This is a genomic window from Arthrobacter sp. YA7-1, assembly GCF_025960325.1.
Classification (GTDB): Bacteria; Actinomycetota; Actinomycetes; order Actinomycetales; family Micrococcaceae; genus Arthrobacter; species Arthrobacter bambusae_A.
Genome location: NZ_CP110114.1, coordinates 2,144,220 through 2,167,755 on the forward strand (window position 1 = coordinate 2,144,220; position 23,536 = coordinate 2,167,755).

The window sequence follows — 23,536 nt, forward strand, 5'->3', positions numbered from 1 at the left end:
CTTTTGATCAAGCCGGTGGGTTCCCACCCGAAGATGACCGGGCTACTATCGTCCTCGTGACACCCGTGTGACCGAGGTCATGCGGCGGCAGCCCGACGACCTGGAGGTGCCCGATGGCGAATCCGTTGCAATGGCCCGTTCTGCGTCAGCTCCTCGAACACGATCCCACCGGTCGCCATCACGCTGCCAAGTCGCCGGCGACCGAAAGACTCACCGCCCGGATTGCAACTGCGGACCGGGTTGTTCCCTCGGTTTGCCCGTATTGCGCCGTTGGCTGTGCACAAAACGTCTACGTCAAAGACGGGAAGGTCACCCAGATCGAGGGCAACCCGGACTCGCCCATCAGCCGCGGCCGCTTGTGCCCCAAAGGGTCTGCGTCGCTGCAGCTGACCACCGGCGAATCACGGGAGAAGCACGTGCTCTACCGCCGTCCCCACGGTGCCGGCTGGGAACGGCTGGATCTTGATACGGCGATGGACATGGTGGCTCAGCGGGTTGTCGATACACGGCGTCGGACGTGGGAGTGGGAAAGCGACGGCGTGCGTACCCGCCGCACCCTCGGAATCGCGAGCCTGGGCGGTGCAACGCTGGACAACGAAGAGAACTACCTCATCAAGAAGTTGTTCACGTCGCTGGGAATAGTCCAAGTCGAAAACCAGGCGAGGGTATGCCACAGCTCCACCGTCGCCGGCCTCGGCACGAGCTTCGGGCGCGGCGGGTCGACGACCTACTTGCAGGACCTTCAACGGGCGGACTGCATCGTCATCCAGGGCTCCAACTTCGCCGAAGCCCATCCTGTGGGCTTCCAGTGGGTGATGGAAGCCAAGGAACGCGGTGCGAAAATCATCCACGTGGACCCTCGCTTCTCCCGGACGAGTGCCCTGGCCGATACCTTCGTGCCGATCCGCGCCGGCACCGATATCGCATTCCTTGGCGGTTTGATCAACTGGGTGCTCACCCACGAGGCGTACTTCCGCGAGTATGTTGTCAACTACACGAACGCGGCCACGATCCTGCGGGACGATTTCCAGGACACGGAAGAGCTCGATGGCCTGTTCTCCGGGTTCAACCCCTCGGGGCCGTCTTACGACCCCGAGAGCTGGCAGTACGAGGGCGCCAACGTTGCGGCTTCGTCCGGTGAGAGGGAATCGCAATCCCAGGAGGGGGGAAGCCCTCTGGGGGAGTCCGGGCACGCGCACTCCCACGGTTCCGGCGGCCCCTCGCTGCGTGGACACTGGCGGAGGGACGAAACGCTGCAGGACCCGCGGTGCGTGTTCCAGACGCTCCGCCGGCATTACGCCCGGTACACACCAGAGATGGTCGAACAGATCTGCGGCGTGCCACAGGATCTGTTCAGCGAGGTGGCCGAAACAATCACGGCCAATTCCGGGCGCGATCGCACCACCGCTTTCGCATACGCCGTCGGCTGGACCCAACACACCACGGGCGTGCAATACATCCGTGCCGCCTCGGTCCTGCAGTTGCTGCTCGGGAACATCGGCCGGCCCGGGGGCGGAATCATGGCGCTGCGGGGCCACGCGAGCATCCAGGGCTCCAGCGACATCCCGACGCTTTTCGACCTGTTGCCCGGGTACCTGCCGATGCCGCACGCCCAGCAACACATCGACCTGGACGGATACGTCGAGGCCGACTCCGCGGAGCGCGGCTTCTGGGCCAACATGCGCGCCTACACCGTCAGCTTGCTCAAGGCCTGGTGGGGGGATGCCGCGACTGCCGAGAACGACTTCTGCTTCGACTATCTGCCCCGCATCACGGGGAGTCACAGCACCTATGACACGGTTGCCGCCCAGCTGGACGGAATCTGCAAGGGCTATTTCCTCATGGGCGAGAATCCCGCCGTCGGCTCGGCCAACGCACATTTACAACGCGAAGGCATGTCCAAGCTCGACTGGCTCGTGGTGCGCGATTTCTCCCTCATCGAAAGTGCCACCTGGTGGAAAGACGGTCCGGAGATCGCCACCGGACAGATGCGGACCGAAGACATCGCCACCGAGGTCTTTTTCTTCCCCGCTGCCGCCCACACGGAAAAAGCCGGTAGCTTCACCAACACCAACCGGCTGTTGCAGTGGCGCGAACAGGCAGTGGAGCCGGAAGCGGACCGGCGCAGTGACTTGTGGTTCATGTGGCACCTGGGCAACCGCGTGCGTGCGATGCTCGCGGCTTCGGATGATCCGGCCGACCAGCCGGTCTTGGATCTGACGTGGAACTACCCGACGATCGGAACCCACGCGGAGCCTGACTCGGACGCCGTTCTTGCCGAGATCAACGGGACCAAGGCCGACGGAACTCCGCTCTCGGCCTACACCGAGTTGAAAGACGACGGATCGACGTCGTGCGGTTGCTGGATCTACTGCGGGTGCCGGGCCGACGGCGTCAACCAGGCCGCGCGCCGCAAGCCTCACACAGAGCAGAGCATCTCGAGCAGGGAGTGGGGATGGGCGTGGCCCGCCAACCGCCGGGAGCTTTACAACCGGGCCTCCGCCGACCCTGAGGGCCGCCCGTGGAGTGAGCGGAAGAAGCTCATCTGGTGGGACGAGGATGCCGGACAATGGACCGGCGACGACGTGCCGGACTTCGAGCCGACGAAACCGCCGTCCTACCGCCCCGAAGAGGATGCCATGGGCACGGAGGCGATTTCCGGCGTCGATCCTTTCATCATGCAGGCAGACGGGAAGGGCTGGCTCTACACTCCGGCGGGGCTGGTGGACGGACCCATGCCGGTTCACTACGAACCTCAGGAGTCGCCCTTCGACAACATGCTGTACAGCCAGCAAAGAAATCCGGTGCGGAAGCTCATGTCCCGCGAGGGAAACCGCTACCACCCCAGCGGCCGGGACCGCGGCGCCGACGTTTTCCCCTACGTCTTGACGACTTACCGCCTGACCGAGCACTTCACCGCGGGAACAATGACCCGCTGGCTGCCCTACCTGGCGGAACTCCAACCGGAGGCCTTCTGCGAGGTCTCGCCGGAGTTGGCCGACGTGCGCGGATTGGACCACAAGGGCTGGGCAACACTGGTCTCGGCCCGGGGCGCCATCGAGGCGCGCGTACTGGTAACGAACCGGATGAAGCCGCTCACGGTGCACGGACGCACTGTCCACCAGATTGGAATGCCCTACCACTGGGGGCCCAACGGACTGTCACGAGGGGATGCCATGAACGAACTCTCATCCATCGCCATGGATCCGAATGTGCACATCCAGGAGGTCAAGGCGCTGACCGTCGACATACGCCCCGGCAGGCGCCCTCGCGGGCCGGCACTGCTGTCCCTTGTTGAGACTTACCGCCTGCGGGCCGGCATTGACGAGCACACCGGAGTTCAAGGAGCCACCAAATGAGCGTCACCCAACTGGGAATGCCGTCGATCGGAGTCCCGCGCAAGGGTTTCTTCACCGATACGAGCCTGTGCATCGGCTGCAAGGCGTGTGAGGTGGCGTGCAAGGAGTGGAACTCCGTTCCCGCGGACACATCGCTTGAACTCACAGGCGAATCGTTCGACAACACGTCAGCGTTGGGTGCGGATTCCTGGCGGCATGTGGCGTTCATCGAGAAGCAGGTTCCCGCGGCGGACCCGTCGGCGCATGATGGCGTCAAGTGGCTCATGTCCTCGGATGTGTGCAAGCACTGCACACACGCCGCTTGCCTGGACGTATGCCCCACAGGGGCCCTCTTCCGCACCGAGCACGGCACCGTCGTCGTCCAGCAAGACATTTGCAACGGTTGCGGCTACTGCGTTTCAGCATGCCCGTACGGTGTGATCGACCAGCGGCAGGGCGACGGCAGGGTATTCAAGTGCACGATGTGCTACGACCGGCTCGGCGCCGGCGAGGAGCCTGCCTGCGCGAAAGCCTGCCCTACGAAGTCCATCCAGTACGGTGAGCTCGACGAACTCCGTGAACGGGCCGATGCACGCGTGACTGAGCTGCACGAGCGGGGCGAAGAGGGCGCCAGGTTGTACGGGCACAACCCCGACGACGGGGTAGGCGGTGACGGCGCATTCTTCCTGTTGCTGGATGAGCCTGAGACCTACGGCCTGCCCCCTGACCCCGTGGTGACGACGAGGGATCTGCCGGTGATGTGGAAGCGTGCGGCGGGTGCGGCCGCCGGTCTGTTGCTCGGCGCAGTCGCCGTTTTCTGGGGAGCCAGGAATTGAGCCCGCGTCGTGGTGCCCCTGAGGAGTTCACGTCCTACTATGGCCGGCCGATCCTCAAGAAGCCGACCTGGAGCGCCGTGGACATTGCGGGCTACATCTTCGCGGGTGGCCTGGCAGGGGCGACGTCGATGCTCGCGGCCGGTGCGCAGTACAGCGCCCGGCCGTCCCTTGAGCGGCGCTCCAAACTTATGGCCCTGACCGCGATCTCAGCCTCCGCGGTGGCGCTCGTGCATGACCTTGGCCGCCCGGAGAGGTTCCTGAACATGCTGCGCGTGGCGAAACCGACCTCGCCGATGAGCATGGGCTCCTGGATCCTTTCCCTCTATGGTCCGTTGGCTGGGGCGAGTGCGGCATCCAATGTCCTCGGCATCCTGCCTCGCGCCGGCCGCGCATGCGGAGTCGGTGCCGCGGTGGCGGGTGCTGCCGTGGCCACGTACACCGGCGTGCTGCTTGCCGATACCGCCGTACCCACCTGGCACGACGCCCACGAGGCGCTGCCCTTCGTCTTCGCAGGCTCCGCCGCGGCGTCGGCTGGCGGCGTTGCCGCTGCCCTGGCTCCTGTGGCCGAGGCTGCTCCCGCCCGACGCATGGCGGTAGGCGGTGCCGTGCTGGAAACGGTGATGAGCCTGAAGATGGAACGCAGCGGAAAGCTGTCCGCCGAGACATTGCACCAGGGCCGCGCAGGGACACTACTGCGGCTGTCGAAGGCATTCACCGTGGGAGGCGCCGTGGGTCTCGCATTGGGCGGACGGCATTCGCGCCTCGTGAGCACGATGTGCGGACTTGCTGTCGCTGCCGGATCGGCGCTGCTTCGCTTCGGGGTGTTCGAAGCCGGTGTAGCCTCGACCCTCGATCCCAAATACGTCGTGGTACCGCAGCGGGAACGTGCCGACGAGGCCGCCCGACAGCGCGAAGCAGCGGGCGCATAGTGTGACGGCGAACCGAAATCGAAACGGCCCCGTCGGCAGGTTTTTCGGGCTTCCCGGGGCACGCGGGGTCTCGAGGGCCGTCCTGGAGCTGGTTCTCTGGTGGATGGGGGGAACGCTCTCCTGGCTCGTCACGGTGAGCACCGTGACGCTTCCGGAGACGGTCGCGGCAGCGTCGTCGGCGTTACTCGGCGCGGTGCTTGCCCGCACGGCCCGGCGCGCCATGGGTTTCCAGGCCGCGGCGCGCGGCATCTGGCTACGATGGGCGGCTCTTGTTCCCGCCGCGGCCGTAACCGATACCGTGCGTCTCGCACGCTGGCTCGCGGGCCCCCGGGGGGAGTCCTTGCAGGACCAACGGATGCCGGGAACGGCTAGCCCCAAAGCAACAGGATGGCGCGCCGCGGCCATGATCGCCTTGTCCTCGACACCCGGATCCGTGGTTTTCTATTCCGACCCGGACGCGCACCGGATCCACGTACACGTCCTGGCAGAAGGCTGGCCCCGGCTCGACCGCCACGTGTCGCCAGGCACCGGACAAGGGTTATGAATGGATACCGCGATCTTGTGGTCGGCAGTGACCTTGGCGTTACTGCTCCTCGGGGTGGCGCCAAGCCTGTTCCTGGTTGCCCGCGGTAGCGACGTCCAACGCTTGGTTGGACTCCAGCTGCTCACGGGTTCGAGCATCATGGTGTTGATAGGCCTCTCGATCATCGTCGGCCAGTCTTCGTACCTGATCGTCCCGCTCGTGCTTGCCGTGCTCGCCTCGATCGGGACGCTCGTCTACACCAGGCTGTTGAAACCGGGCATTGATGCGCAAGCGGTAAGGGACGAGGAATGACTGCAATGATCTTCGAGTCCATCTTTGCCGGATTGGGCGTACTGGCGGCGGCTTTCGGCTGCGTGGGAGCAGTACTGGCGCGCGAGCCCCTCGCACGCTTGCACTTCCTGGCGCCCGTGACGACGCTCGGAGTGCCGCTTTTTTCTGTCGCAGCCGTGATCTATTTTGGATTCTCCCTGGGTAGCGCCACCATCATCCTGATCGCGCTGGTCGCCGCTTTCGGCGGTCCCGCAGTGACGATCGCGGTCGGGAGGTCGCTCGCCGACGAGCGGGGACTGGATGTCGGAAGGTCGCCCGAATGAACGACGGAGTCCTGAGCAACCTCCTGATTGGCGTCAGCCTCACCCTGGTGCTTGTGGGAGCCGCGGCCGTCGTGTTCTCGCACCATCCCTCAAAGCAGGCTGTGGTCCTTTCCGGCTATGGGCTGCTGCTCACCATCTTGTTTGTCGTCCTCCAGGCACCCGACGTGGCGCTCAGCCAAGTGGCCATCGGAACGGCTGTGGTCCCCCTGATCGTGGTTCTCGCGATCCGGAAAGTATCCGTCATCCGTGCCGAACACCGCGGGATGACAGACGGGCAGGAGGAGAAATGACGCGGCGGATCCGCCTCATCGTTCTTGGCGTCGGCATCGTCGCCTTCGCGGTCTCGATGGCGCTCGCGTTCACGGGCATGCCGCAGTTCGGCGGGGACCTCCACGCATACCGTGACGCGGCCGTTGCGGCCACCTACGCGCATGACACCGCAAACGCCGTTTCGAGCATCAACTTCGACCAGCGCGGCTTCGACACCTTCGGGGAAGAGACGATCCTGTTCTGCGCCGTCGTCGGCGTCGCGGCGTTGCTGAGGCCGGTCTACCGCGAACGACGGCGGGAGGTCAGCGAGGCGGGCCACGTGCTCGAATCGACGAACCTCCTCGTCTATTTCCTGTTTCCGCTGACCGTCGTGCTGGCCGTCAACGTACTAGCGCACGGGGCCGTCACCCCTGGCGGCGGCTTCCAAGGTGGCGTCATCCTTTCAACGGGCATCCACTTGCTATACGTCGGCGGCCGATACTCCCTCCTGCGCAAGCTGCGGCCGCTTGCATGGTTCCACCAGGGCGAGGCGCTGGGCGTCGTCTTGTTCGGAGCCCTCGGGATCACGGGTGCCGCGCTCGGCTCGGCACTCTTCGCCAACGTCATCCCGCAAGGCCAGCTCGGCGATTTCATCTCCTCGGGAACAGTGCCGCTCTTCAACATCGCCGTGGGAATGACCGTCTGCAGCAGCGTCATCGTCCTCCTGGCCAGCTTCCTGGACCAAGCGCTCGCGATCCGGGCCGAGCGGGTAAGCGATTCAGGGCGAACGCCACGCTCCGGTTACGAGGAAGGGTCTGCGTCGTGAACTACTACGCATACTTTGTCGCAGTCAGCATCATGCTCCTTGGCGTCGCGGGGATCGCTACGAGCCGCAACCTGGTCCACACTGTCGTGTGCCTTTCGGTGGCCCAGTCGGGCACGTACGTGCTGCTCGTCGCCGTCGGCTTTCAATACGGGGGCGTGGCACCCATTTTCGGCGCGCAAGTCGGCAAGACCACCCCGGTCGTCGACCCTGTGGTCCAGGCATTGACCCTGACCGACATCGTCGTCTCGGCAGCAGTGACGTCGATGCTGCTGGCGCTCGTGATTCAAATCGCCAAGCGCCATCAGGCGATCGATCCCGACCGACTCGGTCGGTTGGAGGGCTGAGCGCATGGTCCCGGGTACGGCCGCCGCAGCCCTCATGCCCGCGGCCGTGATCGTCCTGATCCTGGCTTCGTGTGTGCTGATGTCCCTAGGGTCCCGCCTTCCACGCCGTTTCGCTGACGTGATCTCCCTTGCTGCCGCCGCGGCGGCAGCAACGCTTGAGGTGTTTATGATGGCTCTGGCGGGGAGCGAACGTCTTGTCTACTGGATGGGCGCGTGGCAGCCCCAGGGCGGCCGTGCCGTTGGAATCGCCCTGGTCGGAGACCAATTCAGCATCGGGATTTCCCTCCTCGCGGCGGTGCTGATGGTCGCTTCCCTCATCTTCTCGTGGCGGTACTTCGAGTCGGACACCGTCCACTACCACGGGTTGATGGTGCTCTTCCTCGCCGGTATGACAGGCTTCGCGTTCGCGGGCGACGTCTTCACCATGTTCGTCTTCTTCGAACTGATGGGCGTGGCGGCGTACGCACTGACAGGGCTCAAGGCCGAAGACCCGTCCGCAGTCCACGGTGCCATCAACTTCGGCATCGTGAACTCACTGGCCGCCTACTTTTCGCTCATGGGCGTCGGGCTCCTGTACGCACGCACCGGCAGCTTGAATCTGGCGGCCATCTCCACAGCACTGCTTGGTGACCGGAGCCCGCTGATCGCGACCGCGTTCATCCTCCTGTGCGCAGGGTTCCTCGTGAAAGCCGCGATCGTCCCGTTCCATTTTTGGCTCGACGACGCCCACGCCGTCGCACCCTCGCCCGTATGCGTGCTGTTTTCCGGAGTGATGGTCGAATTGGGCCTCTATGGCGTCGCTCGGGTGTACTGGGCGGCCTTCGCCGGTTCACAGATCGCTTCCCCGGCCCAGGTCCTTTTCATAGTGCTTGGCATCCTGACCGCCGTCGTGGGGAGCGTTATGTGCTTCCTTCAGCGGCACATCAAGAGACTGCTGGCGTACTCAACGATTGCCCACATGGGAGTCTTCCTGGCTGTTCTCGGCACCGCTTCCCCGGATGCGCTGGGAGGGGTTGCCGCGTACGTCCTCGGCCACGCTGCGGTCAAGGGCTCCTTGTTCCTGCTGAGCGGAATCATATTGAACAGGTACGGCAGCGTCGACGAGTACACGCTCCGCGGACGCGGAAAGGATTCGCCGGTGCTTGGAATCGCCTTCGTGGTCGCCGGTGCCGCGCTCGCAGGCGCGCCGCCCTTCGCCGCCGGCCTGGGCAAGGGCATCGCCGAGCATGCCTCATCGAGTGCAGGGCGGCTTTGGGTCCCTGTCCTTATGGTCGGGGTGTCGGCGGTGACAGCCGCCGCTGTGTTCCGTGTTTGCGGGCGGATATTCCTGGGTCTCGGCGGCCGCCCCGCCGGGATCGAGGCGGAGGGGATGAGCGGGGACGAGGAGCGTATCGAAGTACCCATCGGCCTGCGCCGTATCCCGATATCAATGGGTGCGCCGGCTGTGGGATTGCTGGCGGGCGCCCTTGCTTTGGGGGTGCTTCCGTCGATCGGCGATGCCGCCGAAGAGGCCGCAGCCCGGTTCATGGACCGCGCCGGCTATGTATCGGCCGTCCTCGAGGGTCCGACCCCTTATGTGTCGCACCCAGCCACGGGCGCCGCATGGGAGCCGACGAGCGTCGCGCTGGGGCTGCTGTCGACCACGATCGCCGTCGTCATGGCGGCCGCGGCGCTCCATGGCTGGCGTCTGCCTTCCGCTCTCCGCAGCCCCGCGCACGCGGCCCAGCCGGCGCTAAGAATCCTCCGGCGCTTGCACTCCGGGCGCGTCGGCGACTATGTCGTGTGGCTGCTCGTGGGCCTCGCGGCAGGGTGGGCCCTGGTGCTCGGCTGAAATCTTCCGCGGCGTGGAGTGGAAGCCTAAGATTGCCGGCGCCCGGAGCGAGCGATGCAACGGCGGTAGTCGAGCTGCCAGGCACAGCGGGGCAAGGATGACGAAAATATCGCTGGACTGCGATTCAGCGCCGGCTCCTCAAGCGCGCCCCCTAGTCGTGTGATTTGTTCCGGGCCTCGCGCTGTTGCCGCTCAAGCTTGGCTTCCGCATCCGTCCGCCGCTGGCCTACGATGCGCATCTGGTGGGTGGTCGGGTGCTCGTACTCCTCCGCGGACATGCCCTTCTCCCTGGGAAAGTAGCCGGCTGCCGGGGACGCGAGCTTATGGTCTTGGTTTTCGCTCATATCAAAATCGTCCCACTCGAAAGCGTTCCCCAAAAGAGGTTGAAAATCGTTCGGATGGAGGGCGCCGGCGCGCCGCTACATGAGCCATTGGACTGAGACGTTCATGGCGAGCAAGGCATTCGTCAGGGGCGCAAGAATCGAATCGTCGGCTTCCATGCGATGCAACGTGGCCAGGAAATCATCTATTTGGGTGGTGGTGAACCCGCCGTCCCGGAGTTGCTGGATAGCGAGCTCGGTATTCTGCTTCCGGGTGTTACTGAATCGCGGATTTACTTCTGGCTGTAACGGTTCCGAATCCATGACCTCTGCTTGCCCCCGATGTTTCCCTGCGCGTAGGACGCTCCCCGCATAAGGTATTCCTGCCTCACAAATGCTACTATCCCAAACCGCGGGTGGCGCAACCTCGGCAGCCAATACCATGGGGCAATGATGGATAAGTCGTCGGTTCCCGGCGCGTTGAAGCACGAGGTGGCCCGTGATCCCCGTCCCGGGCGCTGGGTGTCGCGATGCTCGCTGCCATGGCTGCGGCGAGCGTCATGGCCGCCGCCGCGCCCGGTGCCTTTGGCGAACGGGCGTGGGCCTTTTCGCTGGCCAATGCTGCGATTCGTGTTGTCCTGCTGGTCCTGTGGCTGTACCAACACCGCGACCAACACCGCGAAAATTCGTCCGAAACTCCGTGGCGGATCTGGATCTACAACGGCGGCACAGCGGTCCTCTGGCTCATCTCTGCCGTCTTGCCGCTCCACATCGCCGTCGTTCTGTGGGCTGCCGCGATCGTCGTCGAGGTTGGCATGATGGTGGTTGGAGCCCGCCTTTGGCCCGACCGGAGCATCGGCGGCATCAATATCGAACACGCTTCCGAGCGGCTTGGCCTGTTCGTCATCTCGGATTCCTGGTAGTGGCCTTCCTCGGCTGGGCGTTCTTCCAGTACGGCACCGGGACCATCACTGTGGGGCTCGAGCGCCTCCAGGCTCGGTCCGATTTCGCCGGGATCCTTCAGACCACGTTGTTCATGCCGTTTCTCCTGGTTCCGGGGGTGACGGCACGCCCCAACTAGCTGACAGTTGTTGTCGTTCTGGGCCCTCAAAACGACAACAACTGCGAGTCAGTTGGGTCAGCCGTTGATCACCTGCGGCACGCCGAGTGCTTTGAGGCCTTCGACGCCGAATTCGAGGCCGTAGCCGGATTGCTTGGCGCCGCCGAAGGGGATGCGGGGGTCGACGGCGCCGTGTTTGTTGATCCAGACGGTGCCGGCGTGGAGGCGGGCGGCGACGTCGCGGGCGGCGTCCAGGTCCGTGGACCAGACGGAGGCGCCGAGTCCGACGTCGAGCGCGTTCGCCATCGCTATGGCCTGGTCGATGGTGGTGTAGCGGATGATCGGCAGTGCCGGGCCGAATTGCTCCTCGGCGACGAGCGGGTTGTTGTTGTCGATGTCGGCCACGAGGGTGGTGGGGTAGAAGTTGCCGGCCTGGCCGGTCTCGGGGTTGCCACCGAGCAGGATGCGGGCGCCGGAGTCGCGGGCGGCGTCGACGAGGCGGGCGACGATGTTGTATTGCTGGCGGTTCTGCAGCGGGCCGAGGACGTTGTTTTCGTCGAGGCCGTTCCCCATGGGCATGGCCTTCGCCACGGCAGTGAGTTCGGTGCACACGGCGTCGTAGAGGGAGTCGTGGACGTAGAGGCGTTTGAGTGCGGCGCAGGTCTGGCCGGTGTTGATGAAGGCGCCCCAGAAGAGTCCTTCGGCGATGGCGGCGGGGTCGGCGTCGGGCAGGACGATGCCGGCGTCGTTGCCGCCGAGTTCGAGGGTGAGGCGTTTGACGGTGTCTGCGCTGGAGCGGATGATGGCTTTGCCGGTGGCGGTGGAGCCGGTGAACATGACCTTGCCGATGGCGGGGTGGGTAGCGAGCGCTTCGCCGACGTCGCGGCCGCCGGAGACCACGGTGAGGAGGCCTTCGGGGAGTTCTTCGTTGATCACGGCGGCGAGGGCCAGGACGGACAGGGGTGTGTATTCGGAGGGTTTGACGACGACGGCGTTGCCCATGCGCAGGGCGGGGGCGATCTGCCAGACGGTGATCATCATGGGCCAGTTCCAGGGTCCGATGGCGCCGACGACGCCGATGGGCCGGTAGTGCAGTTCGGCGCGGGTGTCGCCGTCGTCCACCACGGTTTCGGCCTCGAGCGGGGTGGCGGCGGTGGCGCGGAGCCACGCGGCGCAGGCGCCGACTTCGAAGCGGGCGTTGGGGCCGTTCAGGGGCTTGCCTTGCTCGCGGGAGAGCAAGCGGGCGAGTTCCTCGGCGGAGCGCTCGACGGCGTCGGCGGCCTTCAGGAGCGCGGCGGACCGGGCGTCGTGGCCGGCCGCAGCCCATGCCGGCTGGGCTGCCCGGGCGGCGTCGATGGCCGCCTGGAGGTCCTCGACGGTGTGGACCGGTGCCTCGCCGACGGCGGTGCCCGTGGCGGGGTCGAGGATGGTCCGGGTTTCGCCGGTGGCCGGGGTGATTGAAGCGAGGAGGGCGTCGTAGCTTTCCAAGGGGTTACTCCACTCTGAGTTGGTAATGGTTTTCAAGGATTGGACACTGCGGTCAGACGGCCATCAGGATCATGGCGCCCAAGGCACCAGCCGAAGAGATGGCTTCAAGCGGGGCGGACGCGTGACAACGGTGTCCGCGCCCTTTCCGGCAAAGCGATTGGACCGCCAGGACGATCGAGTAGGCGATGACCGCTGCCGCGAGGACAAATGCCAGGGCCGGGTTCGCTCCACCAAGTCCCGCGTGCGCATGGGTTTGGTGTACAGAACCGGATGGGGCTGTGGGAAGGGTTGTGACGAAAACGGCGAACATCGCCACTATGGACAAGGAACGGTGTATTTCCATGCCGCCGCGGCGATCCTTGGGCAGGAGCATCAGCGGTAACGGTGAAGTGAGAAGCAGCAGGAGGCCCCACACGACGCCTGGAAGGATGCCGGGCCCGACACTCGTGTCCGCCATTGCCACGAGCATGAGTGCCATCGGTCCCCACTGGCTGAGGTTCCTGACCACGCCTTCGCGCAGGGGGCTCCAGATTCCGAGGGCGCAGCAGGCCAGCATGACTATCGAAAGGGTCGTGTGCATGGTGTTCACAGGTCATCGGTCCCGGCGCTACACGTCTTCTTCGTCGCCGAGGTGGACAGCCGCCGGCCCCTCTTCGCCGTGCCCGATCCGCCGATATACGCCGGGGTTGTTCCGGCGGATGCGGAACGCCCAGGCGATCCCCACCAGCCCGGGCACGATGATCGTTGCCGGCAGGATGAACGTCAGCGCATTGGTCTCGCTTTGGCCCAGCAGTACGTTGAAGTTGACCACAATCAGAACGAAGATCGCCGTCAGGAGCACGAATCCCAGTGCAGGGGCGACCACGCGGGTCCACAAACCGGCGTCATGCCTGTTCTTGCGGAAGTATCCAATGACCGCCAGGGAGACAACGGTCATCAAGAGGACAAGTCCCATCGCGCCGTCGTTGGTCAGCCACGTGAACATGGTGAGGACAGGGTAGAGATCACCGAGCGAGGATCCGGTCCCGGCGATGGCGAACGCCACCGTGACGACGACGGCGATCACCGTCTGGGCGATCGAGCCGGCGTAGGGGGCGCCGCTGTGCCGCCGTACTGCACCCAGCTTCCGGGGAAGGACTTGTTCCCGGCCAAGGGAGAAGAAGTAGCGCGCGGCGGCGTTGTGGAAGCTGACCAAGGCTGCGAACAGGCTGGTGACGAAGAGCAAGCGGGCCAGGTCGGCGACGAGGACACCTGCGTGGTCACTCAGGAAACCGAACATCAGGTCCGGTCCTTGTTTCGCGGAGGCGTCGACCACAGCGGACGGACCGGTTCCGACCGCCATGGCCCAGGAGGACACCGCGTAGAACAGGGCAATGATGGCCACTGCCGTATACGTGGCCCGGGCGACGGTGTGCTTGGGGTCCTTGCTTTCCTCGCCATAGATCGCGGCCGATTCGAATCCCATGAACGCCGCGATGCCGAAGGAGAGGACGGCCCCGACGCCCGGGACAAAGAGGCTCTGCGGGCTCAGCGGCGCGCCGCTGACTCCCTCGGGTGCCACGATGAAGGAGGCGACGTCGTAGACGATCACCACGAGGAACTCCAGTCCGACGAGCACTCCGAGGACCTTCGCTGACAGGTCCACCCGGTTCACGCCGAGGAATGCGACGACGGCGATGCAGACGAGCACCGGAATCCACCACGGGACAGTGGCGCCGAATCGTTCGTTGATCAAGCTTGAGACAGTGAAGCCGAAGAGCCCGTAGATGCCGACTTGCATCAGGTTGTAGGCCATCAGCGCCACCATGGAAACACCAACGCCGATCGGTCGCGAGATGCCCTGGGCAACGTAGGAATAGAAGGCACCGGCGTTGACGACGTAACGGCTCATTGCCGCGTAGCCGACCGCGAACACAGCGAGGGTTCCGCCGAGCAGCAGGAAGGACAGCGGTACTCCGGTGACTCCGGTGACGCCAAACGTCGTCGTCACCCCGCCGGCGAGGACCGTGAGCGGAGCCGAGGCGGCAATGATCATGAAGGTCACTGCCGGGACGCCGAGACGGCGTCGATGGTGATGCGGGTGATCCACCTCAGTGGTCTCTTTCCCGGTTGTTAAGCTCATTTCTGGACCTCCATGTGGCAGTGGCCGCCTCCGGCGGGCTTTGAGGCGGGGACATCGAGGACGGGGCTCCGATCGAAGAAGCCTTCGGGGCGCAGTTTGAAGCCCACGGTGTCCACGGGCATGATGGGCCAGTCCTCGGGGCGGGGGAAGTGAGTCAGTCCGAAGGTATGCCAGACGACGATGTCCTGTCCGTCGATGTCCCTGTCGCCGGCAATGTAGGACGGCAGTCCGGCCCCTCCGGAGTGCTGGTTGACGAAGTCGCCGCTCGGGTAGCGCTCGTTCTCGTCGTAGCGGGTCACCCACAGATCCTTCGTTGCGAATGCTGCACGCCGGGCGATGGACGATTCGGGGTCGGCCAGGAGCATGGGATGCCCCTGGCCGTGGAGTTTGTAGCCGACGGGGTCGCCCAGGCGGTTGAGTGATTCGGGGTTGGAGATGATCCAGGCCCGTCCGGCCGCCATGTCGGACTCGCGGACGGCCTCAGATTCGCTCTTGAGCACCGTCCGACGGCGGGCGAAGGCGTTGCCGCGCTCGTTGCCTTCTCCCATGGGCACACGGACGGCGTCCTCTTCTTCGACCCGGTTGCTCAGGCCGTCGATGGCGAAATCCAGTCGCGCGCTGAAAAGATGCTGGTGGAAGGGAGCCCCAAGGCCGGGGGCGAGCTCCGAGGCGTACGGGTAGCCCTTTCCGGGGTGGGCGCTGGTGAAGACGACGCCGGTGGCCTTGGCTTCGAACTCGATGGTTCCGTCGAGGTAGAGGTACCAGTAGAAGCCGTAGTCGTAATTGCCGATGGTCGTGAAGAAACTGATGACGAGCCTGCGGTTCCGGCGAGTGTAGTTCACGCCGCTCCAGAGGTCGCTGTGCTTGGCGAGGATGCTCCAATCCTCTTCGTGCATGCAGATTCCGTTGCGGATTTCCCGTGGGCGGCCGAACGCGTCGCTGACGACCGGGCTGAGGTAGGTGATGTCGCCGAGGCAATCGCAGCCGAGCTCGAGCGAGTTGGCGTACTGGCCCACCAGGTATTCGCCGGTATCGAAATAGTTCTGCCAGGAGCGCACGGGGGAGGGGTCCCCGTAAGGCACCACCATTTCGGCGATGGAAGCCCGCTTGAGGATGCTGCGACGGCGATCGCCGTCGTCGAACGCCACATTGTGGAGAACGACGCCTTCCCGGACATCGAAGCCGATGTCCAGGCTCCATTTCTCCCACTCGACGTGGTTTCCATCGTGGACCGTGAAGCTCGGGCCTTCCGGCTGGGTGATGTGGATCGGCTTCTGGGTGGTTCGCATCGGCCCGGTCAATTCAGGGTCCGTAAAGTTGCCGTGTTCTTCCGGCACCGGGACCGGCCCGAAATCCAGGACCTGGTCCACCGTTTTGCTGACGACGTCGACGTAGGCAACCAGCCCGTCCACGGGGTGGCCCCAGGCACTGTCCCCGGGGAACTCCTGGACGAAAGCCAAACCCCGCAGAATCCGGCGGCCCTTCTCTTCCGGGTACTCGAAGACTCCGGCCGACAGGGGAGCGACCCTGACTTTGCTGACATCGAGGTTCCGGTCAGCCAAGGCCTTGAGCCATCGTTCGTCCTGGGCGAGTATCTCTTCAACCACCTCGAATTCTTCTTCGATCACCGGAAGCTCGCCCGTCACCGAGGTGTCGAGTTCCACTTTCGAGACCACTTCCTGATGCGTCACGGAGACCACGACGTCCTGGGCCGCACCGGTTGAAACGTTGTGCAGGAACGCCCTGAACCTGCGGTCCACAGCCTCCGCATTCCGCGGTGGCTCAAGGAGGCCAAGGTAGGCGATCCGGATGGAGCCGTCGAAGAGTCCGGCGTCGGCCAGGACGCCCCTGACGGCCCTGATGTCTTCGGCACTCGTCAAGGCAAACGGAGACGGTCCGGCAAACGCAGCCATTTCGGCGATTTCTGGAGAGGAAGTTGTGCTCATGGAAGGCCTTTGTGAGTGGCGATTTATTTTCTATGTGTGTAGAGAATAGCATCGTGTAATCTGAGTCACAACGGTTGTAGAAAAAAAGATTTGGGGAAAGCGTGCCGAAGATCGTAGACCACGACAAGCGCAGGGTGGAGCTCGTCGAAGCCACGTGGCGGATCATTGCCAGCAGGGGGATCGAAGGAGCCACCATGCGCGAGATAGCAACGGAAGCAGGCTTTGCCAACGGCGCGCTCAAGCCGTATTTTCCAACGAAGGATGACCTGCTGACGTTTGCCTTCTCGCACATTTTCAACCAGACGAACACTCGTATGGGCAGCTCCACTGCAGGACTGCGGGGCCTGCCTGCATTGCGCAGCTATTGCCATGAAATTTTGCCGCTCGACGCCGAGAGGCTCAACGAAGCGCGCATCGCGATTGCCTTCTGGCAGCGCGCCCTGACGGACCCGGCGAAGGCCGCCCTGCATGATTCCTCGATGGAACAATGGCGTGAGGCCCTGTTCGCCAAGCTCCATGAGGCCAGGGAGCTTGGCGAACTGAAGGAAGGACTGAACGACGACGACGTGGTCGGCGGGATCATGACGTTCGCGCTCGGTGCCCAGATCACGGCCACTCTGACGCCGGAACACCACTCAGCGGATCAGCTGCGGTCCCAACTGGAGACCTATATATCGCTCATTTCATCCGGGAAGGGCGATCTTGTGCCGACGACCGGCCCCAAAAGATCCGCTTAGCGGCGCAGGGTGCTCTGCCTCGCTACGAGTTCCGGCGTGAACACCACTTGGCTGTGCACGTGGCCGGGCTCGTCGTCGATTTCGTCGAAGAGCAGCTGGGCGGCGCGCTCGCCGATCAGCTGTCTTGGCTGACTGATGGAGCTGAGCGGGATGCTCGACTGCGAAGCGAAATCGATGTCGTCGAAGCCCACGATCGCGATGTCCTCGGGCACGCGGAGCCCGTTGGCCGCGAAGGACTGCAAGAGCCCGAGCGCCAATTGGTCGTTCGCCGCAAACACGGCGTCCGGCCGCTTGGCGGGCTGGAGATTCCACATGAGATCGCCAATTTGGCGCCCGCGTTCAAATTTCAGATCGGGCGTTTCGAATAATTGAAGGGGGAGGCCCGCCCGTTGCGCCGCGTCGGCTGCACCCCGGTAGCGGTCCTCAACCTGCTGCAGCGTGAAGGGGCCTCCCACGAAAGCAGGGCGGACTGCGCCGATGCTGACAAGATGGTCCAGGGCGGTCGCCCCGCCGGCGACGTCGTCCACCGAAACCGAGCAGAACTGATCTGTGCTTGCGAGCCTGTCCACGAGTACGGAGGGGATGCCCCGGGTGCGCATTTTCTCAAGCCGTTCAAGGACGTTCCCGAACGGAGTGATCAGGACGCCTTGGACACGCTGCTGCTCGAACAGGTCCAGATAGGCCTGCTCACGCCCGGCGTTTTCGGCGCTGTTGGCCAGGATCAGGGAGTGCTTGTGGTCCTCGGCGACGTTTTCAGCCCCCAGGGCCACATCGGTGAAGAAGGGGTTGCGGACGTCCAGCACCAGCATGCCCAGGCTCCGCGTGGATCCGGACCGTAGCGAGCGGGCTGATTCGTTTCGCACGAATCCCAACTGGTCGATCGCGGCCAGGACCCGGCTTCTCTTGTCGAACGACACTTGGTCCGGCCGGTTGAGGACATTCGAAACAGTGCCGACCGAAACTCCCGCAAGAGCGGCGACGTCCGCCAGCTTCGCACCCGGTCCGGTTGGCACGCTGAACCTCCCAATTGATGAATCGAATCAATCCGTTTCGTCAATGTTACGTGGCTCAACCGGCGATCTCCTGGATTGACTGTTGACACGCCATGGAAGCAGGCCCTACCGTGTGAGTAGGTTCTTGAATGAATCGATTCAAAACAAGACTTGGGCCTCCCATTCAAAGACGACGCACAGGCAACAGAAGGAACAATCATGAACACCACTGAAACGGCCCTGGGCCGCCTCGGGGAACTGGCCGTCGAAGTTCCCTCGTGGGCCTATGGCAACTCGGGAACGCGATTCAAGGTGTTCGGTACGTCCGGCACCCCGCGGACTATCCAGGAGAAGCTGGCCGACGCCGCGAAAGTCCACGAACTGACGGGCCTTGCGCCCACGGTGGCACTGCACATCCCGTGGGACAAGGTGGATGATTACTCCGCCCTGCGCGAGTTTGCAGAGAGCCTTGGCGTGGGGCTGGGGACGATCAACTCGAACACGTTCCAGGACGATGAGTACAAGTACGGCTCCCTGACGTCCTCGGACGCGGCTGTGCGGCGCCGGGCGGTCGACCACCATCTGGAGTGCATCGACATCATGCACGCCACCGGCTCCCGGGACCTGAAGGTCTGGCTGGCCGACGGCACCAACTATCCCGGCCAGGACGACATGCGCGGCCGCCAGGACCGCCTCGCGGAATCCCTGCAGGAAATCTACGCCGGGCTCGCCGAAACCCAGCGCCTGGTCCTGGAGTACAAGTTCTTCGAGCCGGCTTTCTACCACACCGATGTTCCGGACTGGGGTACCTCTTACGCCCAGACCCTGGCACTGGGGGAGAAGGCCTTCGTCTGCCTGGACACCGGCCACCATGCCCCGGGAACCAATATCGAGTTCATCGTCATGCAGCTCCTGCGCCTAGGGAAGCTCGGTTCCTTTGACTTCAATTCGCGCTTCTACGCCGACGACGACCTGATCGTCGGTGCCGCGGATCCCTTCCAGCTGTTCCGCATCATGCACGAGGTCATCCGCGGCGGCGGCTTCGGGAAAGAGTCAGGGGTTGCCCTGATGCTTGACCAGTGCCACAACCTGGAGGAGAAGATCCCCGGCCAGATCCGGTCCGTGCTCAACGTCCAGGAGATGACGGCCCGCGCACTGCTCATCGACACCGATGCACTGGCCGAAGCCCAGCGTGAAGGGGATGTCTTGGCTGCAAACGGCATTTTCAACGATGCCTTCTACACGGACGTCCGGCCGATGCTGGCGCAATGGCGTGAACAGCGTGGCCTGCCCGCCGACCCGATGAGGGCGTTCAAGGCAAGCGGCTACCAGAAGAAGATCAACGAGGACCGCGTGGGCGGCCAGCAAGCCGGATGGGGCGCATAGAGCATGAGCAACAACAAGACTGTTGAAGAACTGATCACCCGTTCCAACCGCCTCGGTGCGGACAAGCGGAACACGAACTTCGCCGGCGGGAACACCTCCGCGAAGGGAACGGACAAGGACCCCGTCACCGGGGAGGGCGTCGAGCTGTTGTGGGTCAAGGGTTCCGGCGGCGATCTGGGCACGCTGAAGGCCGAAAACCTGGCTGTGCTGCGCCTGGACCGGCTGCAGGCACTCAAGTCCGTTTACCCCGGCGTCGAGCGCGAAGACGAAATGGTGGCCGCCTTCGATTACTGCCTCCACGGCAAGGGTGGCGCCGCGCCGTCGATCGATACCGCCATGCACGGACTCGTCGACGCCGCTCACGTGGACCACCTGCACCCGGACTCGGGCATCGCGATCGCGACGGCGGTGGACGGCGAAGCGCTGACGTCCAAGATCTTCGGTAACAAGGTCGTGTGGGTTCCCTGGCGCCGGCCCGGATTCCAGCTGGGACTGGACATCGCGGCGATCAAGGAAGCCAACCCGCAAGCCATCGGCACCATCCTGGGCGGACACGGCATCACCGCGTGGGGCGAAACGAGCGGGGAAGCCGAGGCCAACTCCCTCTGGATCATCGAGCAGGCCGAAGGCTACATTGCCCGGAACGGCAAAGCCGAGCCTTTCGGCGCCAAACTCCCCGGCTACGCCGCGCTCCCGGAAGCCGAGCGCCGCGCCAAAGCGGCCGCGTTGGCTCCCGCCATCCGCGGCCTCGCCTCGGCCGACAAGCCGCAGGTGGGTCATTTCAGCGACGATCCGCGTGTCCTGGAATTCCTCGAAGGCGCTGGGCATCCCCGCCTTGGAGCGCTGGGCACCTCCTGCCCGGACCACTTCCTGCGCACCAAGGTCAAGCCCCTCGTCCTGGACCTGCCCGCCGACGCCGGCATCGAGGAAAGCATCGCACGCCTCAAGGAACTGCATGCCGCGTACCGCGAGGACTATCAGGCCTACTATGACCGCCATGCCGACGCCGAGTCCCCGGCCTTGCGCGGCGCGGACCCGGCCATCGTCCTGGTCCCCGGCGTCGGAATGTTCTCCTACGGCAAGGACAAGCAGACCGCCCGCGTGGCGGGCGAGTTCTACCTCAACGCCATCAACGTCATGCGCGGCGCCGAGGCCATCTCCTCCTACGCCCCGATCGAGGAATCCGAGAAGTTCCGGATCGAATACTGGGCCCTCGAAGAAGCCAAGCTCGCCCGGATGCCCAAGCCCAAATCGCACGCCACGCGCATCGCTTTGGTGACCGGCGCGGCGTCGGGCATCGGCAAGGCGATCGCCACCCGCCTCGCCGCGGAGGGTGCCTGCGTGGTCATCGCCGACCTCAACCAGAACAACGCGCGGGCAGTCGCGGCCGGGCTTGGCGGCGCGGACGTCGCCATCGGCGTGCAGGCCGACGTCACCGACGAAACCCAGGTCGCAGCCGCGATCCAGGACGCGGTGCTCGCGTTCGGCGGACTGGACCTGGTGGTGAACAACGCGGGCCTGTCGATCTCCAAGCCCCTGCTGGAAACCACGGAGAAGGACTGGGACCTGCAACACAACGTCATGGCCAAGGGCTCGTTCCTGGTCTCGAAGGCCGCCGCGAAGGTCATGATCGAGCAGGGCATGGGCGGGGACATCGTCTACATTTCCTCGAAGAACTCGGTCTTCGCCGGGCCGAACAACATCGCCTACTCCGCCACCAAAGCAGACCAGGCCCACCAGGTCCGTCTGCTGGCCGCTGAGCTGGGGGAGTACGGTATCCGCGTCAACGGCATCAACCCCGACGGAGTGGTCCGCGGCTCCGGCATCTTCGCCGGCGGCTGGGGCGCCAAACGCGCCGCCGTCTACGGCGTCGAGGAGCAGGAACTGGGCAAGTACTACGCCCAGCGCACCCTGCTCAAGCGCGAAGTCCTGCCTGAGCATGTGGCCAACGCGGCCGCCGTGCTCACCAGCAACGAGCTCTCGCACACCACGGGCCTGCACATTCCCGTGGACGCGGGCGTCGCGGCCGCTTTCCTGCGATGAGGGGACAGTCCAGTGCGGGCGGCGTTTTCGCCGCCGTCGATATCGGTGCTTCGTCCGGGCGTGTCATGCTCGGCCGGGTCACCGGCGGGCGCGTCTCCCTCGAAACAGTGCACCGTTTCCCCAACGGCGTCGTAGAGCTCGACGGCGGACTCCACTGGGATTTCGACGCCCTGTTCGAGGAGGTGCTCACGGGACTTGCGGCGGCCGCGGAAACGGCCGCCGCAAGCGGGGAGCGGATCGCCAGTATCGGGATCGACACGTGGGCCGTCGACTACGGACTCGTGGATCCCGCCGGTGCCCTCCGGGCCCAGCCGTTCAGCTACCGCGACGAGCGCGGGCGCACCGCCGTCGCGGACGTCCACAAGGTGCTGGACCCGGCACGGCTCTATGCGACCACCGGACTGCAGTTCCTGCAGTTCAATACGCTCTACCAGCTCGCCACCGAACCTGAACTGCTCGGCGTCCAGGCGTTGCTCATTCCGGACTTGATCGCGTTCAGGCTCACGGGGCAACGCCGTACCGAGGCCACGAATGCTTCCACCACCGGGCTTTTTGACGCCGTCGCGGGGGAGTGGGCCTCAGAATTCTTCAAGGTACTGGGGCTGCACAAGAACCTGTTCCCGGCCATCATCCAGCCGGGCGAGACGATAGGCACGCTGCTACAGGAAGTGGCAGCCCGGACGGGGTTGCCGCAGGAGACTACCGTGGTTGCCGTGGGATCGCACGATACCGCCTCGGCAGTGGCAGCCGTACCCGCGCAGCAGGAGGACTTCGCCTACATTTCCTCCGGCACCTGGTCCCTCGTGGGCGTGGAATTGGGCAACCCGGTCCTGGATGAAACAAGCCGCTTGGCCAACTTCACCAACGAGCGGGGAGTCGACGGCACCATCCGGTACCTGCGCAACGTCGGCGGCCTGTGGTTGCTCAGCGAATGCCAACGCACCTGGGCCGCCGAGGGTCACCGGCAGGATCTGGCCGCGCTCCTCGAGTCCGCGGCGGCACTGCCCACGGGAGGCCCGCAAATCAATGCCGACGATCCGGCGTTCATCGCCCCGGACAATATGCCTGAGCGCATCAGATCCGCGGTTCGCGCCGGTGGTGCCGTCCTCCCGGACCGTCCGGGCGCCGTCGTGCGCTGCATCCTGGACAGCCTCGCGGCCGCTTACGCGAGGACCCTGGCGCGTGCCGAAGAACTGTCCGGCAAGCAGACGTCGGTGGTCCACATCGTGGGCGGCGGATCGCAGAACAGGCTCCTGTGCCAACTCACCGCTGATGCCACCGGCAAGACGGTTGTGGCCGGTCCCGTGGAAGCCACGGCGCTCGGAAACGTCCTGGTCCAGGCCCGGGCGGCCGGAGTGGTTACGGGAGGCCTGTCCGGACTCCGGGCACTCGTGAGGGCAAGTGTCGGCCTTGAAAGCTACGAAACGGGCCTGGTAGATCAGAGTCCCTATGGCCATCGCCCTGTTGCCCCGCAAAGCCCCTCGATAAACTGAAGGGGCGCCGAAGAGACGCGAGGTAAGTTGCGCGAAAGGCAAGATCATGACTGATAGCAGCGGCGTCGAAGAACCCACTGAAGACGACAAAGCCGAAGCTCCCGAGGAACCGGAACTTCGGGGCCGGTACGTCGAGGGCGACTACGGCAAGACGGGAATGGAGCCCGGGCGGCACTCCGAAGACGAAGAAGGCCAATACAGCGAAGGCGACTACGGATCAGCAGGTAGTCAAGGCGGCTTGCCCGAACCGTTGGGTAAGAAGGCCAAGGAATCCGGGCGCTACGCAGAAGCCGACCTCGGCAACGCGGGAGCCGTTCCGGGGCGAACAGCCGAGTCGGAAATCGGACAGTACGCCGAAGGGGACTTCGGCACGGACGGGGCAGTGGGACCGCTGCGTGAGGCAGCAAATCCACCGGCGCCAGCGGATGACGACGGCGACGAATGACCGGGTCGATCACTT

General features: G+C 64.8%; 24 protein-coding genes. 17 read left to right on the forward strand and 7 right to left on the reverse strand.

The features are described 5' to 3' along the window. Positions 1-113 precede the first annotated feature (113 nt). Genes fdh through OIT41_RS10105 form a run of 10 tightly spaced genes read left to right on the forward strand, consistent with a single transcriptional unit; the run spans position 114 to position 9,490 of the window. A complete protein-coding gene (fdh, locus tag OIT41_RS10060; protein ID WP_264636375.1) occupies positions 114-3,359 on the forward strand; it encodes a formate dehydrogenase in 3,246 nt (1,081 codons plus the stop codon). Continuing rightward, the gene (locus OIT41_RS10065; protein ID WP_241708595.1) at positions 3,356-4,174 is read left to right on the forward strand and encodes a 4Fe-4S dicluster domain-containing protein; all 819 of its coding nucleotides are present in this window, start codon (positions 3,356-3,358) and stop codon (positions 4,172-4,174) included. The genes fdh and OIT41_RS10065 overlap by 4 nt, the downstream gene beginning before the upstream one ends. Next, the gene (gene nrfD / locus OIT41_RS10070) at positions 4,171-5,103 is read left to right on the forward strand and encodes an NrfD/PsrC family molybdoenzyme membrane anchor subunit (protein ID WP_264636376.1); all 933 of its coding nucleotides are present in this window, start codon (positions 4,171-4,173) and stop codon (positions 5,101-5,103) included. Before OIT41_RS10065 ends, nrfD begins: the two co-directional genes overlap by 4 nt. Before the next feature lies 1 nt (position 5,104). Then, complete coding sequence (locus tag OIT41_RS10075) at positions 5,105-5,647, forward strand: hypothetical protein (protein WP_264636377.1); 543 nt, start codon at positions 5,105-5,107, stop codon at positions 5,645-5,647. Further along, positions 5,648-5,938, forward strand: a complete 291-nt coding sequence (locus OIT41_RS10080; protein ID WP_264636378.1) for a monovalent cation/H+ antiporter complex subunit F — start codon at positions 5,648-5,650, stop codon at positions 5,936-5,938. It abuts the gene before it with no gap. Then, entirely contained in the window at positions 5,935-6,240 is a 306-nt protein-coding gene (locus OIT41_RS10085; protein ID WP_241708581.1) for a monovalent cation/H(+) antiporter subunit G, read from the forward strand. Before OIT41_RS10080 ends, OIT41_RS10085 begins: the two co-directional genes overlap by 4 nt. Further along, the gene (locus OIT41_RS10090; RefSeq protein ID WP_264636379.1) at positions 6,237-6,530 is read left to right on the forward strand and encodes a Na(+)/H(+) antiporter subunit B; all 294 of its coding nucleotides are present in this window, start codon (positions 6,237-6,239) and stop codon (positions 6,528-6,530) included. The genes OIT41_RS10085 and OIT41_RS10090 overlap by 4 nt, the downstream gene beginning before the upstream one ends. Then, positions 6,527-7,315, forward strand: a complete 789-nt coding sequence (locus tag OIT41_RS10095) for an MnhB domain-containing protein (RefSeq protein ID WP_264636380.1) — start codon at positions 6,527-6,529, stop codon at positions 7,313-7,315. The genes OIT41_RS10090 and OIT41_RS10095 overlap by 4 nt, the downstream gene beginning before the upstream one ends. Further along, positions 7,312-7,659 carry a sodium:proton antiporter gene (locus OIT41_RS10100; protein ID WP_078105144.1) on the forward strand — a complete coding sequence of 116 codons (348 nt, stop codon included), beginning with the start codon at positions 7,312-7,314 and terminating at the stop codon, positions 7,657-7,659. Before OIT41_RS10095 ends, OIT41_RS10100 begins: the two co-directional genes overlap by 4 nt. Before the next feature lie 4 nt (positions 7,660-7,663). Continuing rightward, on the forward strand, positions 7,664-9,490 hold the full coding sequence (locus OIT41_RS10105; protein WP_264636381.1) for a complex I subunit 5 family protein: 1,827 nt from the start codon (positions 7,664-7,666) through the stop codon (positions 9,488-9,490). Between the two features lie 151 nt (positions 9,491-9,641). On the opposite strand, the gene OIT41_RS10110 is transcribed toward OIT41_RS10105, so the two are convergent. Next, positions 9,642-9,833: a hypothetical protein gene (locus tag OIT41_RS10110; protein ID WP_241708577.1), complete on the reverse strand. Its 192-nt coding sequence runs from the start codon at positions 9,831-9,833 to the stop codon at positions 9,642-9,644. A gap of 75 nt (positions 9,834-9,908) precedes the next feature. Further along, the gene (locus OIT41_RS10115) at positions 9,909-10,133 is read right to left on the reverse strand and encodes a hypothetical protein (protein WP_241708576.1); all 225 of its coding nucleotides are present in this window, start codon (positions 10,131-10,133) and stop codon (positions 9,909-9,911) included. 218 nt (positions 10,134-10,351) lie between these two features. Here OIT41_RS10115 and OIT41_RS10120 point away from each other — a divergent pair, with 218 nt between their 5' ends. Continuing rightward, positions 10,352-10,732, forward strand: coding sequence for a low temperature requirement protein A (locus OIT41_RS10120; protein WP_264636382.1), 381 nt, complete (start codon positions 10,352-10,354; stop codon positions 10,730-10,732). Next, entirely contained in the window at positions 10,732-10,890 is a 159-nt protein-coding gene (locus OIT41_RS10125) for a hypothetical protein (protein WP_264636383.1), read from the forward strand. Before OIT41_RS10120 ends, OIT41_RS10125 begins: the two co-directional genes overlap by 1 nt. 57 nt (positions 10,891-10,947) lie before the next feature. Here OIT41_RS10125 and OIT41_RS10130 read toward each other — a convergent pair whose 3' ends face one another. Genes OIT41_RS10130 through OIT41_RS10145 form a run of 4 tightly spaced genes read right to left on the reverse strand, consistent with a single transcriptional unit; the run spans position 10,948 to position 16,392 of the window. Further along, entirely contained in the window at positions 10,948-12,357 is a 1,410-nt protein-coding gene (locus OIT41_RS10130) for an aldehyde dehydrogenase family protein (RefSeq protein ID WP_264637951.1), read from the reverse strand. 52 nt (positions 12,358-12,409) lie between these two features. Continuing rightward, positions 12,410-12,937 (reverse strand): hypothetical protein, encoded by a 528-nt coding sequence (locus OIT41_RS10135; RefSeq protein WP_264636384.1) that lies wholly within the window; start codon positions 12,935-12,937, stop codon positions 12,410-12,412. 27 nt (positions 12,938-12,964) lie between these two features. Continuing rightward, positions 12,965-14,479, reverse strand: a complete 1,515-nt coding sequence (locus OIT41_RS10140) for an APC family permease (RefSeq protein WP_264636385.1) — start codon at positions 14,477-14,479, stop codon at positions 12,965-12,967. Then, positions 14,476-16,392 (reverse strand): primary-amine oxidase, encoded by a 1,917-nt coding sequence (locus tag OIT41_RS10145; RefSeq protein WP_413542326.1) that lies wholly within the window; start codon positions 16,390-16,392, stop codon positions 14,476-14,478. Before OIT41_RS10145 ends, OIT41_RS10140 begins: the two co-directional genes overlap by 4 nt. Before the next feature lie 134 nt (positions 16,393-16,526). Here OIT41_RS10145 and OIT41_RS10150 point away from each other — a divergent pair, with 134 nt between their 5' ends. Further along, complete coding sequence (locus tag OIT41_RS10150) at positions 16,527-17,162, forward strand: TetR/AcrR family transcriptional regulator (protein ID WP_264636387.1); 636 nt, start codon at positions 16,527-16,529, stop codon at positions 17,160-17,162. Here OIT41_RS10150 and OIT41_RS10155 read toward each other — a convergent pair. Then, entirely contained in the window at positions 17,159-18,175 is a 1,017-nt protein-coding gene (locus tag OIT41_RS10155; RefSeq protein ID WP_241708570.1) for a LacI family DNA-binding transcriptional regulator, read from the reverse strand. The two genes, OIT41_RS10150 and OIT41_RS10155, sit on opposite strands and share 4 nt — an antisense overlap. Before the next feature lie 198 nt (positions 18,176-18,373). Between OIT41_RS10155 and rhaI the strand changes: the two genes are divergently transcribed. From rhaI to OIT41_RS10175, 4 genes are read left to right on the forward strand one after another with little or no spacing between them, the layout of a single operon-like run. Continuing rightward, on the forward strand, positions 18,374-19,540 hold the full coding sequence (gene rhaI / locus OIT41_RS10160) for an L-rhamnose isomerase (RefSeq protein ID WP_264636388.1): 1,167 nt from the start codon (positions 18,374-18,376) through the stop codon (positions 19,538-19,540). Between the two features lie 3 nt (positions 19,541-19,543). After that, complete coding sequence (locus OIT41_RS10165; RefSeq protein WP_264636389.1) at positions 19,544-21,583, forward strand: bifunctional aldolase/short-chain dehydrogenase; 2,040 nt, start codon at positions 19,544-19,546, stop codon at positions 21,581-21,583. Further along, complete coding sequence (locus tag OIT41_RS10170) at positions 21,580-23,076, forward strand: rhamnulokinase (RefSeq protein ID WP_264636390.1); 1,497 nt, start codon at positions 21,580-21,582, stop codon at positions 23,074-23,076. The genes OIT41_RS10165 and OIT41_RS10170 overlap by 4 nt, the downstream gene beginning before the upstream one ends. Positions 23,077-23,122: 46 nt before the next feature. Continuing rightward, positions 23,123-23,521 carry a hypothetical protein gene (locus OIT41_RS10175; RefSeq protein WP_264636391.1) on the forward strand — a complete coding sequence of 133 codons (399 nt, stop codon included), beginning with the start codon at positions 23,123-23,125 and terminating at the stop codon, positions 23,519-23,521. Positions 23,522-23,536: the final 15 nt, after the last annotated feature.